The sequence below is a fragment of the Mesorhizobium sp. M4B.F.Ca.ET.058.02.1.1 genome (genome assembly GCF_003952505.1).
Lineage (GTDB): Bacteria > Pseudomonadota > Alphaproteobacteria > Rhizobiales > Rhizobiaceae > Mesorhizobium.
Map to the genome: position 1 here is coordinate 3,629,546 of NZ_CP034450.1, position 12,626 is coordinate 3,642,171.

The 12,626-nt window shown below is 65.6% G+C and carries 7 protein-coding genes; 4 read left to right on the forward strand and 3 right to left on the reverse strand.

Annotation, left to right across the window (positions count from 1 at the left end; all coding sequences use genetic code 11):
• Positions 1-18 precede the first annotated feature (18 nt).
• Positions 19-1,392, reverse strand: a complete 1,374-nt coding sequence (locus EJ073_RS17765; protein ID WP_126056897.1) for a cytochrome P450 — start codon at positions 1,390-1,392, stop codon at positions 19-21.
• Between the two features lie 201 nt (positions 1,393-1,593).
• Here EJ073_RS17765 and EJ073_RS17770 point away from each other — a divergent pair, with 201 nt between their 5' ends.
• The 3 genes from EJ073_RS17770 to gyrB all read left to right on the forward strand — a co-directional run bounded on the left by EJ073_RS17770 (position 1,594) and on the right by gyrB (position 7,500).
• Complete coding sequence (locus EJ073_RS17770; RefSeq protein ID WP_126056898.1) at positions 1,594-2,163, forward strand: NADPH-dependent FMN reductase; 570 nt, start codon at positions 1,594-1,596, stop codon at positions 2,161-2,163.
• A gap of 151 nt (positions 2,164-2,314) precedes the next feature.
• Complete coding sequence (locus EJ073_RS17775; protein ID WP_245455280.1) at positions 2,315-4,867, forward strand: caspase family protein; 2,553 nt, start codon at positions 2,315-2,317, stop codon at positions 4,865-4,867.
• A 161-nt stretch (positions 4,868-5,028) separates the two neighbouring features.
• Positions 5,029-7,500: a DNA topoisomerase (ATP-hydrolyzing) subunit B gene (gene gyrB, locus EJ073_RS17780; protein WP_126056900.1), complete on the forward strand. Its 2,472-nt coding sequence runs from the start codon at positions 5,029-5,031 to the stop codon at positions 7,498-7,500.
• A gap of 114 nt (positions 7,501-7,614) precedes the next feature.
• On the opposite strand, the gene EJ073_RS17785 is transcribed toward gyrB, so the two are convergent.
• Both EJ073_RS17785 and EJ073_RS17790 read right to left on the reverse strand, forming a co-directional pair.
• On the reverse strand, positions 7,615-9,306 hold the full coding sequence (locus EJ073_RS17785) for a hydantoinase B/oxoprolinase family protein (protein WP_126056901.1): 1,692 nt from the start codon (positions 9,304-9,306) through the stop codon (positions 7,615-7,617).
• A gap of 1 nt (position 9,307) precedes the next feature.
• The gene (locus EJ073_RS17790; RefSeq protein WP_126056902.1) at positions 9,308-11,392 is read right to left on the reverse strand and encodes a hydantoinase/oxoprolinase family protein; all 2,085 of its coding nucleotides are present in this window, start codon (positions 11,390-11,392) and stop codon (positions 9,308-9,310) included.
• Positions 11,393-11,612: 220 nt separating this feature from the next.
• Here EJ073_RS17790 and EJ073_RS17795 point away from each other — a divergent pair, with 220 nt between their 5' ends.
• The gene (locus EJ073_RS17795; protein ID WP_126056903.1) at positions 11,613-12,440 is read left to right on the forward strand and encodes a ferredoxin--NADP reductase; all 828 of its coding nucleotides are present in this window, start codon (positions 11,613-11,615) and stop codon (positions 12,438-12,440) included.
• Positions 12,441-12,626 lie beyond the last annotated feature (186 nt).

The following is a 12,626-nucleotide window of genomic DNA, read 5'->3' on the forward strand; positions in this document are numbered from 1 at the left end:
GCGAAACCAGCCAAGCGGCTATGAACCGCGTACGGTGACCTGCATCGGCAGGCCGCCTTGCGGCTGCGTCGTCAGCTTCTGCACCGGCCATGGGTGGGTTTCGGGCGTGCTGTCGAAGCGGAAGCGCGACAACAGGATGGCAAGCGCGATGATCGCCTCCTGCATGGCGAAGCTGGCGCCGATGCAGACGCGCGGGCCGGCGCCGAAGGGTAGATACTGGAAGCGGTCGATGCGGTCGCGGTTTCCCGGATGGAAGCGTTCCGGCATGAAGGCATCCGGCCTGTCCCACAGCTTGCGGTGGCGGTGGACGACCCAGGGCATCACCAGTACGGCGGCATATTTCGGTATATGCAGGTCGTTCCAGGTTTCCGGCTCGATCGGCTCGCGGTTGATCGACGGCGCCGGCGGATAGAGCCTGAGCGCCTCCTCGAAGGCAGCGCGGGTGAGCGGCATGGCGTCCAGCCATTTTGTTGGATCGGGCTCCCGCGACAGCACGTCGTCGATCTCGCGCTCAATCTTGTCGCGCTCCCATGGCGCCTCGGCCAGGCAATAGAGCGTCCAGCCGAGCGCGCGGGCCGTCGTCTCGTGGCCGGCGCCGATGAAGGTGATGATGTTGTCCTCGACTTCCGAGCGCGTCAACCCGTCCGGCCCTTCGGCCTTGAGCAGAAGTGTGAGGAAGTCCTGCGGCACATGATCGGGGTCCCGCTTCAATCGCTCCTCGCGCATCTTCACCGTGCCGGCGACGATGTCGCGGAAATAGGCCATGGTCTTGCGGCCGCGGATGCGGGTGAGCCGCGGCAGCCATAGCGGAGCGCGCAGGAGGTCGAGCGGATCGACCCGGCCCATGGTCTCGAACAGGCGGTCGATCTCCTTGGCGAAGCCGCCGGGTTCGCCGGCGATCTCGCCGGAAAACAGCGTCTCGGCAAGGATGTCGAAGGTGAGCAGCGTCATGTCGTGCGCGATGTCGGTGGTGCCGCCCGCCTCGTAGCGGGCGACGAACTCCAGCGTGCGCTTCAGCATCGGCTGGGCGAAACCGAAGATGTGGCGCGGCGTGAACACCGGCGCCATCGCCTTGCGCGAGCGCTTCCACACCTCGCCTTCGGCGGTGAGCAGGCCGTCGCGCAGGATCGGGCGCAGGATCATCTGGCGCACCGTCGCCATCTTGTAATTCCTGGCATTGTCGACCAGCACATGGCGGATGAGGCCGGGATCGTTGGCGATGACCAGCGGCCCGCCGATGCCGTTCACCGAGATCCATGGCTGGTTGTAGGTCGGCTCGCCCCACAGTTCGAGCGGATTGCGATAGACGATGCGCATCATCTCCAGCGTCGACGGCGGCGAGGTACGCGGCTTCGGCGCCGGCGGCACGAAGGGGGCGGGCTGGGTGTCCATGGCTTGCTCCGCTTGTCCCTTCGAATGTAGTGGTTGCCTGGGCCGGCGTCCATGCAGCCGAAGGGCCGGACCCTGACCGCCCTCCCTTCGGCAATGTCCGCTCCCGGGAATCTGACGGTCCGCTCGCCGCGGCTTCTTGCCGCCTGCCGCCGCATGCCTTAGGGGCAGTCACCGACAGATACCCAGCGCAGGAGCCCCGCCTTGAAACACCGGCTGAACATCATCATCGGCAGCACGCGACCCGGCCGCGCCGGCCCGATCTTCGCTGAATGGCTGGACGGCTTCGCGCGCGAGCACGGGAAATTCGAACCCGTGCTGACCGACATCGCTGCGTTCGAGCTGCCGATGCTGGACGAGCCGCATCATCCGAGACTCGCCAGATACGAGAAGGAGCACACGAAGGCATGGTCGAAGGCGATCGACGCCGCCGACGCTTTCGTCTTCGTAGCGCCGGAGTACAATTATTTCGTGGCTCCCGCGATCGTCAACGCGATCGACTATCTGCTCAAGGAGTGGCGCTACAAGCCGGCCGCCATCTTCAGCTATGGCGGCGTCTCCGGTGGCCTGCGCGCGGCGCAAGCGGTCAAGCCGCTTCTGACCGCGGTCGGAGTGATGCCGATCCCGGAGGGTGTGGCGCTGGCGGCCTACAAGACGCTGCTCGACAAGAACAGCGCTTTCCAGCCCGGCGAGCCGGTCCTCAACGGCGCCAGGACCATGTTGGACGAATTGTTCCGCTGGAGCGAGGCGCTGAGGCCGCTGCGAGCCGGCTAGGCCGGTCGGTATACGCTCCGGGCTTGTTCGCGCCATAAAGAGATGAAATGCTCCCGCAAATGACCGGGCCGGGGCGGTTTGGACTTTGCGTCTTCTTCTTGCGCTATTGCTGATCCTTTGGACAAGCGCCGCCGCCCTGGCGGAGCGGCGCGTGGCGCTGGTCATTGCCGACAACGACTACCGACTGATCCGGCCGCTTGCGAACCCCGTCAATGACGGCGAGGCGATGGAAGCGTCGCTGAAGAAGCTCGGCTTCGAGGTCGTGCTCGAGACCAACCGGGACCTGCGCCGCACGCGCCGCGCGCTCGACGATTTCCGTGAGGACGCCAAGGGCGCCGACGTGGCGCTGGTCTATTTCTCCGGCCATGGCGTCGAGATTTCCGGCGATAACCGGCTGCTGCCCGTCGATGCCGACGCCTCCTCGCTCGCCGCGCTGGACAAGACCAGCCTGCCGCTGGAAGAGGTGCGCGAAGCGGTCGCCGCCACGGCCAAGGTCGGCCTGATCGTGCTCGACGCCTGCCGCAGCGATCCCTTCGCCGGCGCGAGCGGCGAGGGCCGCGGCGCGACGTCGCTGGCCAAGGATGCCGCCGACAAGATCAGGCCGGGTCTCGGCCGCGTCGGGCGGGCGGAGAACATCCTGTTCGCCTTTGCCGCGGCGCCCGGCGAGACGGCCGCTGACGGATCCGGCCAGAACTCGCCCTTCACCGCGGCGCTGACCAAGTACCTCGGCACCGACGGACTCGAAATCCGCTCGGTGCTGACGCTGGTGCAGCAGGAGGTCTACGATCTCAGTCGCGGCAAACAGCTCCCCTATGTCGAAAGCGGCCTGCCGCAGTTGTTCTTCGCCGCCACGACCAAGGAACAGCTGCCGGAACGTGAGCGGCTGCTGCTGGCCATGGCCGACGTGACGCCGGAAATGCGCGGCGAGGTCGAGCAGATCGCCAGCGACGCCGACATGCCGCTGGCGCCGCTCTACGGCGCGCTGATCAGCACCGACACCAGCCATCTTTCGGGCGAGAGCCTGAACGCCAGGCTGCGCGAGGCGGCGGATGCCTTCGTCAAGGTGCGCGGCGAGATGAAGACGCTGGCCTCGGACGACCCGCAGGTGACGGCGCTGCGCCGGCAGGCCGAGGAGCAGCTCTCGCTCGGCGCCTTCGACGCGGCGCGTGAAAAACTCGCGGCGGCGGCCGAGATCGACAGCACCTCGCGCAAGGCGCTAAAAGCCAATTTCGTCAGCCGCACACTGTCGGAAGCCGCAACACGCTATCTGTCGGCGGGCGCGGCGCGCGCCGACCTCGACTACGCCGCGGCGATCAGGGACTACGAGGAGGTGCTGTCGCTCTATGGCGAGGCCGGGCAGTCGGCGCTCAAGCTCGACGATGCCGACCGCCAGATCCGCACGCTGGACGAGCTCGGCAAGCTCTACATCACGGTCGGCAACACCGCCGCCGCCGGCCGCGCCTACGAGGCGCTGCTGGCCAATCTCGAGCAGCGCGTGCGGCAGGAGACCGACCCCAGCGTGCGGCGCGACCTCGCCGTCAGCCACACCAAGCTCGGCAATATCAGGATGACGCAAGGCGACCTGCCGGCGGCCCTGGACAATTACCAGACGGCGCGGACGATGCTTTCCGAGCTGACCGCGGCCGATCCCGGCCGGCTGGAATGGTTCGGCGACCTTGCCATGAACGACGACAAGATCGGCAATGTGCTGATGACGCAAGGCAACCTGGCCGGCGCCGCGCAGGCCTACCAGGAAAGCCTGTCGATCAAGAAGGAGCTCGCCGGCCATGGGCCAGAGCGCGACGACCTGCAGCGCGAGCTGACCATTTCCTATGACGAGATCGCCGGCCTTGCCCGTGCCGCCGGCCGGCTGGACGATGCGCAGGCCGCCTATGAGGAAAGCCTGAGGATCCGGCTGGCGCTGGCCGCGAAGCAGCCCGACAATGCCGAGCGGCAGCGCGACGTCTCGGTCAGCCATGACACGATCGGCGATCTCAAGCGCGAGCGCGACGATCCCGCCGGCGCGCTCGCTGCCTACCGGGACAGCCTGGACATCGTCGAAAGGCTGGCAAGCCGCGACCCGGACAACACCGAGCTGCAGCGCGATCTGTCGGTCGGCAACACCAAGGTCGGCAACGCGCTGAACGACCAGGAGAACTGGCCGGCCGCCCTTTCGGCCTACCGACAAGCGTTGTCTCAGGCCCAGGCGCTGGCCGACAGCGATCCGGACAACACGGACTGGCAGCGTGACCTCTCGGTCAGCCTGGAGAAAGTCGCGGGCGTGCTCGCCATCCAGGGCGATCGCAAGGGCGCGCTCAAGCTCTATCTCGACAGTTTCACCATCGTCGACAGGCTGGCCAGGCTCGATCCGGCCAATTCCGACTGGCAGCGCGACCTGTCGATAACACTGTCCGAGATCGGCATGCTGAAGGCCAAGCAGCGCGACATCAAGGGCGCGCGGAAGGCCTTCGAGGACAGCCTGGACATCCGCCAGGAGCTTGCCCAGTCCGACCCCGAAAACGCCACCTGGCAGCGCGACCTGGTGGTCGCGATGATCGATTATTCTCAGGTCGCGAGGAACCCGAGGGCCGTGCTTTCCGAGGCGCTCGAGCGGACGCTGGAGCTCGACCGCAGCGGCCGGCTGGCGCCGCGATACAAGTTCATGATCAAGTTTCTTCAGGATCGGCTGGCCAGGACAAAATAGCCTGCGGCGCGGCCGCTTCCGGACAGCCGGCTTTCCCGCCTGGAAATGCCGGCAAACCTTGGAAAAACCGGCATTTGCGCCTATATCTAGGACATCAAAACGGCGCGATTCGGAGCCAGTTTCCAGCGCTGGACCAGCAGCCATCAATCAGACAGGTTTTCATGAGCGATCAGACTGAAAGCGCCAATGGCGCGGAAGCCGAGTACGGCGCCGATTCCATCAAGGTTTTGAAGGGGTTGGATGCCGTGCGCAAGCGGCCGGGCATGTATATTGGCGACACCGACGACGGCTCGGGCCTGCATCACATGGTCTATGAGGTGGTCGACAACGCCATCGACGAGGCGCTGGCCGGCCATGCCGACCTGGTCTCGGTGACGCTCAACCCTGACGGTTCGGTCACGGTCATCGACAATGGCCGCGGCATTCCGACCGACATCCACCCCAGCGAAGGCGTCTCGGCGGCCGAAGTGATCATGACGCAGCTGCATGCCGGCGGCAAATTCGATCAGAACTCCTACAAGGTGTCGGGCGGCCTGCACGGCGTCGGCGTCTCGGTGGTCAACGCGCTCTCGGCTTGGCTCAAGCTCAAGATCCGCCGCAATGGCGAGATCTTCGAAATGGGCTTCACGCACGGCAATGCCGACGCGCCGCTCAAGGTCACCGGCGGCTACGAGCAGGACAAGCGCCCCGGCACCTATGAGGGCCGCAGTGGCAGCGAGATCACCTTCTTCCCGTCGGCCGAGACCTTCACCATGGTCGAGTTCGACTATGGAACGTTGGAGCACCGGCTGCGCGAACTCGCCTTCCTCAATTCCGGTGTACGCATCGTGCTGACCGACGCCCGCCATGCCGACCTGGTCCGTCACGAGTTGCACTATGACGGGGGCCTGGAAGAGTTCGTCAAATATCTCGACCGGGTCAAGAAGCCGCTGATTCAGACGCCGATCGCGATCCGGGCCGAGCGCGACGGCATCACCGTCGAGGTGGCGATGTGGTGGAACGACAGCTACCACGAGAATGTGCTGGCCTTCACCAACAACATCCCGCAGCGCGACGGCGGTACGCATCTGGCCGGCTTCCGCGCCGCGCTGACCCGGCAGATCACCGGCTATGGCGATGCTTCCGGCCAGACCAAGAAGGAAAAGGTGTCACTGACCGGCGACGACTGCCGCGAGGGTCTGACGGCAGTGCTGTCGGTCAAGGTCCCGGATCCGAAATTCTCCTCGCAGACCAAGGACAAGCTGGTCTCCTCCGAGGTCCGCCCGGTGGTGGAAAGCCTCGTCAACGAGGCGCTCGGCACCTGGCTGGAAGAGCATCCGACCGAAGGCAGAGTGGTGGTCGAGAAGGTGATCCAGGCGGCGGCGGCCCGCGAGGCGGCGCGCAAGGCGCGCGACATCACCCGCAAGAGCACGCTCGGCGTCACCTCGCTGCCCGGCAAGCTCGCCGACTGCCAGGAGCGCGATCCGGCGAAGTCCGAAATCTTCATCGTCGAGGGAGACTCAGCCGGCGGCTCGGCCAAGGGCGGCCGTTCGCGCCAGAACCAGGCCATCCTGCCGCTGCGCGGCAAGATCCTCAACGTCGAGCGCGCTCGTTTCGACCGCATGCTGAGCTCCGACATGATCGGCACCCTGATCACCGCGCTCGGCACCTCCATCGGCAAGGACGAGTTCAACGCAGACAAGCTGCGCTACCACAAGATCATCCTGATGACCGACGCCGACGTCGACGGCGCGCACATCCGCACGCTGCTGCTCACCTTCTTCTTCCGTCAGATGCCGGAGCTGATCGAGCGCGGCCATCTCTACATCGCCCAGCCGCCGCTCTACAAAGTGACGCGGGGAAAAAGCTCGCAATACCTCAAGGACGAAAGCGCCTATGAGGAATATCTGATCGATTCCGGGCTGGAGGAAGCGTCGCTGACGTTGGGCTCCGGCGAGGTGCGGACCGGCCAGGACCTGCACAGCGCCATCGACGACGCGCTGGCTGTGCGCCAGCTGATCAACGGGTTGCACACGCGCTACAACCGCAGCGTCGTCGAACAGGCGGCGATCGCCGGCGCTCTCAACGCCGATGTCCTTGCCGATCTCGGCCGCGCCAACGCCATGGCCGAGCGCGTCGCCAAGCGCCTCGACCTGATCGCCGAGGATACCGAGCGTGGCTGGACCGGCCGCCTGTCGACCTCCAATGACGGCGTCGGCGGCTATGTGTTCGAGCGCACGGTGCGCGGCGTGAAGGAGTTCGTGCAGCTCGACGCCGGGCTGATCAATTCGGCCGATGCGCGCCAGCTCGACCGCTATGCCTCGCGCCTGGCCGAAATCTACAGCGAGCCGCCCGTGCTGCGCCGCAAGGAGGTCTCCGAGACCATTGCGGGACCGCTGGCGCTGCTCAACGCGGTGTTCGCGACCGGCCGCAAGGGCCTGACCATGCAGCGCTACAAGGGCCTTGGCGAGATGAACGCCGAGCAGCTTTGGGAAACCACGCTGGACCCGAACGTGCGCTCGCTACTGCAAGTCAAGGTCACCGACGCCACCGACGCCGACTCGCTGTTCTCGCGGCTGATGGGCGATGAGGTGGAGCCGCGGCGTGAGTTCATCCAGGACAATGCGCTGTCGGTCGCCAATCTGGACATCTGAAGCCGGCTTATGACAGCGCCTCGGTGGAGCAAGTTGCTCGCCGAGGTGCCGAGCAACTAACGGGTCGACTTCTCGATCGCGCTCAAAGCGGATAGCCCGGCCGGTTTGCCAGCCCTATCCTGCATCGACGCCGAACATCTCCCTGGCCTGCTCGGCCGTATAGTAGCCGAGCCTGACATCCTCGGCGACCAGCTTCGGGTCACGCTCGCCCGGATCGCCATAGCCGCCGCCGCCCGGGGTGCCGACGCGCACGCGGTCGCCGGCCTTGAGGGAAATGTCCTGCTCCTTGGACAGATGCGGCGGCACATGCGCCTCGCCGCCGCGGAACACCGTCACCGTATTGGGCGCGCCATCCTTGCCGCCGAGCGCGCCTTGCGGGCCGAAGCGGCCATGGTCCATGACGAAGGAGGCGCGGGCATCGCCGCGCAGGATCTCGACCTCGTAGGCCAGACCGAAGCCGCCGCGCTGCTTGCCGGCGCCGCCCGAACCTTCGCGCAGCGCATAGTGGCGGTAAAGCACCGGAAAAGCCTGCTCCATGATCTCGACCGGCGGCGACTTGGAGATGCCGATGGTCGAGCAGCCATTGGTCAGGCCATCATGGCCGGCATTACCGCCATAGCCGCCGCCGGAGATCTGGTACATGACATAGTCGCGGCCGCGCGCCGGATCGTTGCCGCCGAGCGCGAAATTGCCGCTGGAGCCGGCCGGGGCGGCCGTCACCTTGTCCGGCAGCGCCTGGACCATGGCCGCAAAGACGGCCTCTGCGATGCGCTGCGAGACCTCCGCCGCGCAGCCCGAGACCGGACGCGGATAGCGGGCGTCGAGGAAGGTCCCTTCCGGCCGCTTGACGTCAAGCGGCTCGAAGGCGCCGGCGCTGATCGGCACATCCGGGAAGATATGCCGCATGGCGAGATAGACCGACGACAGCGTCGTCGCCAGCACACTGTTCATCGGCCCGGCGCAGGGTTTCGAGGAGCCGGCGAAGTCGAAGGTGAGCGTGTCGCCCTTTTTCTCGACGGCGAGCGCAATCGTCAGCGGCTCGTTCACCACGCCGTCGGAATCGACGAAGGCCTTGGAGCGGTAGACGCCGTCCGGAATGGCGGCGATGTTGGCGCGCATCTGGTCGGCGGCGCGGCGGCGCAGCTCGGCGATCGCCTCGATAACCGTTTCATTACCGTAACGATCCAGGATTCCGTTGAGCCTGTCCTGTCCGATCAGCAGTGCCGCGGCCTGGGCGCGGATGTCGCCGATGCGCTGGTCGGCGACGCGGATGTTGGAGCAGATGATGGCGTAAATCTCCGGATCGAGCACGCCCTTCTTGAACAGTTTCACAGGCGGCAGCCGCAACCCCTCCTGCTCGACGGCGGTGGCCGAAGCGGAAAAGCCGCCCGGCACCGAACCGCCAATGTCCGGCCAGTGGCCGGTGTTGGAGAGCCAGCAAAAGATCTTTTCGCCGCGGTAGACCGGCATGACGAAGCGCACATCCATCAGATGGGTGCCGCCGAGATAGGGATCGTTGACGATGTAGATGTCGCCCGGCTCGGGCGCCAGGCAGCGGCCATCGGCGATCATCTCGATCACGGTTTTCGTCGAATACTGCATGACGCCGACGAACACCGGCAGGCCCTGGCTGCCCTGCGCGATCAGCGAACCGTCAACCGCCGAATAGATGCCGTCGGAGCGGTCATTGGCCTCGGCGATGACGGGCGAGAACGCCGCGCGGGAAAACGTCAGATCCATCTCGTCGCAAACCTGCTGCAGTGCCGCCTGCAGGACCGAAAGCGTGATGGTGTCGAGCGTGCTCATCTCAGGCCTCGCCGATGTCGATGATGATGTTGCCGTCGGCATCCGCGCGTGCCGTGTCGCCGGGCTCGAGCACGGTGGTGGCGTCCATCTGTTCGAGGATCGCCGGTCCTTCGATGACGGCATCGAGCGGCAGTTTTTCGCGGGCATAGACAGGCGTGTCGTGCCAGGTGCCGTGATACCAGACCGGCCTGGTCTCGCGCCGGGCTTCCTCTAGCGTCGCCGCGCGCCCAGCCGGGTCGATCAGCCGCGAGAGATCGATCGCCGGGCGCACACCGGTGACCGAGGTGTTGAGGTTGACGAGGTTGGCGCGGATCTCCGGCAACTCGACCTTGAAGCGGGCGAAATAGGCCTTTTCGAACAGAAGCTGCAGCGTCGCGCGGGTCACGGTAGACAATGGCAGCGGCACGTTGATGATGTGCGTCTGGCCGACGAACTGCATGTCGGCGGAGTGTGTGACGCCGATCATGTCCGGCTTCACCGCTTCCTTGGCAATCAGCTCCTCGCCTTCGCTCCGGTGCCGTTCCAACACCTCGTGAAGCAAGGCTTCATCGAGCAGCGCCACCGGCTGGTTGATCGTGTTGACGAAGTCATGCCGGAGATCGGCGACGACGCAGCCGAGCGCGTTGGTGATGCCTGGCCGCGCCGGGACCAGCACCTTTGGCAGCCCAAGCTCACGGGCGAGTGCCGTCGCGTGCAGAGGCCCGGCGCCGCCGAAGGCGAATAGCGCGAAATCGCGCGGGTCGTGGCCGCGCGCCACCGAGACCATGCGGATGGCGCCGGCCATCTTGATGTTGCCGAGCCTCAGGATTGCGCCTGCCGCCTCGACGCCCGAGAGGCCGGTGCGCTTGCCGATCCTGTCTTCGAATATGCCGGTGACGCGCTCGACGGTGACCGGATTGTCGACGGCGAGCAGTTTCTTCGGCGCCAGCCGCCCCAGCACAAGATTGGCGTCGGTGATGGTCGGCTCGGTGCCGCCGCGCCCGTAGCAGATCGGGCCCGGATTGGCGCCGGCGCTTTCCGGGCCGATCTGGATCAGGCCGGCCGCGTCGACACGCGCGATCGAGCCGCCGCCGGCGCCGACCGTATGCACCGCCACCATCGGCACATGGATCGGCATCGCATATTCTATCTCGATCTCGTTCGACACCGCGGGCTCGGCATTGCGAATCAGCGCCACGTCGGTCGAGGTGCCTCCCATGTCGTAGGTGACGAGGTTCTCGAAGCCGGCGCGCTTGCCCGTATAGGCGGCCGCGATGACGCCCGAGGCCGGGCCGGACATCACCGTCTTTGCCGATTCCCGGGTGACGAAGCGGGCCGAGATCATGCCGCCATTGCCGTTCATGATCAGGAAGTCGCGGGCATAGCCCTTCGCGGCGAGTTCCTTGCGAAGCCGCTCGACATAGCGCTCCAGGATCGGCTGCACCGAGGCGTTGACCGAAGCGGTCACGCCACGCTCGAATTCGCGCGCTTCCGACAGCAGCGCATGGCCGGTTGTGATGTAGCCGTTCGGCCAGATCCCCCTTGCGATCTCGGCCGCGCGCTGCTCATGCGCAGGATTGGCGTAGGAGTGCAGGAAGTGGATGACGAGTGACTCGCAGCCGGCGTCCAGCAGCCTCTGCACCGCATCACGCATGCCTGCCTCGTCGAGCGGGACGCGAACCGCCCCTGATGCCTCGACGCGCTCCGCGACTTCGAGCCTGAGATCGCGCGGAATGACCGGCACAAATGTCCCCGTCATGCCGTAGGGCTGCGGCCTCGTGCGCCGGCCAAGCTCGATGACGTCGCGAAAGCCGAGCGTGGTGATCATGCCGGTCCTGGCCAGCCGGCGTTCTAGCACCGCGTTGGTGGTGGTGGTCGTGCCATGCACGATGAGGTCGATGCCGTCGACAGCAAAGCCTGTCGCGCCGAGCGCCGAAACGACGCCGAAAGCCTGGTTCTCGACTGTAGTCGGGGTCTTGGCGATATGCACCTTGCCGGCATCCTTGCCGTCGATCAGGATGAGATCGGTGAAGGTGCCGCCGACATCGATGCCGGCGACGACGCTGCCCAGGGAATCCCGCGGTTGCGCCGAAAAATTCTCTTTCATTGTCGAAACCCGAAATGCGCGGACTACGGATATGCCTCGGTTTGGAAAGGCGTTTTACGCTACCATCTTGACGCAAATATCATTTGTATACTAATAAATTCCGGACACAAGAGCTTACCGCTTGGCAGTGTGCGAGGAGCACGCCGGAACCTGACCGTTCGGGCGCGCAGGAGAAGGTTTGGCGCCAGCGCCATAAGCCTGGGCCAGAAGGTTGGGTTTGATGAACACGACACCCGCGTTGAACGCCGCCGGCGCCAAGCCGCTGCAGTTCCCGATTCCGGCCAATGTCTATGCCGAAACCGTCGTATCGGTGAAGCATTACACCGACCGTCTGTTCTCGTTCCGCATCACCCGGCCGCAGTCGCTGCGCTTTCGCTCCGGCGAGTTCGTCATGATCGGCCTGCCCAATGCCGAGAAGCCGATCTTCCGCGCCTATTCGGTCGCCAGCCCGTCCTGGGACGACGAGCTGGAATTCTTCTCGATCAAGGTGCCGGATGGTCCGCTGACCTCCGAGTTGCAAAAGATCCAGGTCGGCGACACCGTCATCATGCGCCAGAAGTCAACCGGCACGCTGGTGCTCGACGCGCTGACGCCCGCCAAGCGCGTGTTCATGATCTCGACCGGCACCGGCATCGCGCCCTTTGCCAGCCTGCTGCGCGATCCCGACACCTATGAGAAGTTCGACCAGGTCATCCTGACCCATACCTGCCGCGACAATGCCGAGCTCACCTATGGCCAGGAACTGGTGGCGGCACTCGAGAGCGATCCGCTGATCGGCGAGCTGACCGGCGGCCGCGTCACCCTCTACAATTCCACCACGCGCGAAGAGTCGGCGCGCATGGGCCGCATCACCGCGCTGATCGGCTCGGGCAAGTTCTACACCGACCTCGGCATCGACAAGCTCAATCCCGAGACCGACCGCATCATGATCTGCGGCTCGATGCACATGCTGAAGGACGTCAAGGAACTGGCCGAAAGCCTCGGCTTCCAGGAAGGTTCGCTCAGCCATCCCGCCAGCTTCGTCGTCGAGCGCGCCTTCGTCGGCTGAGCCGTAGCCGGGAGGCTTCAGCTCCCGCTCAAATCCGTTTTGACCATGCGGTCAAAAATCAGCTGATTTCGCGGCCTTTTTCCGCTATGAGCCTTTTGAGGACTCGTGGAGCACTGCTTCACGGGCTATCTTCGTGCGTGTCGCCCAAAGCTGTCGAGTGGTCTTGGGGAACGACGCGCACGAAGC

Bases quoted from the DNA above. Each gene is read 5' to 3' on its own strand.
- EJ073_RS17765 (WP_126056897.1), bottom strand. From the start codon at position 1,392: ATGGACACCCAGCCCGCCCCCTTCGTGCCGCCGGCGCCGAAGCCGCGT.
- gyrB (WP_126056900.1), top strand. From the start codon at position 5,029: ATGAGCGATCAGACTGAAAGCGCCAATGGCGCGGAAGCCGAGTACGGC.
- EJ073_RS17785 (WP_126056901.1), bottom strand. From the start codon at position 9,306: ATGAGCACGCTCGACACCATCACGCTTTCGGTCCTGCAGGCGGCACTG.
- EJ073_RS17790 (WP_126056902.1), bottom strand. From the start codon at position 11,392: ATGAAAGAGAATTTTTCGGCGCAACCGCGGGATTCCCTGGGCAGCGTC.
- EJ073_RS17795 (WP_126056903.1), top strand. From the start codon at position 11,613: ATGAACACGACACCCGCGTTGAACGCCGCCGGCGCCAAGCCGCTGCAG.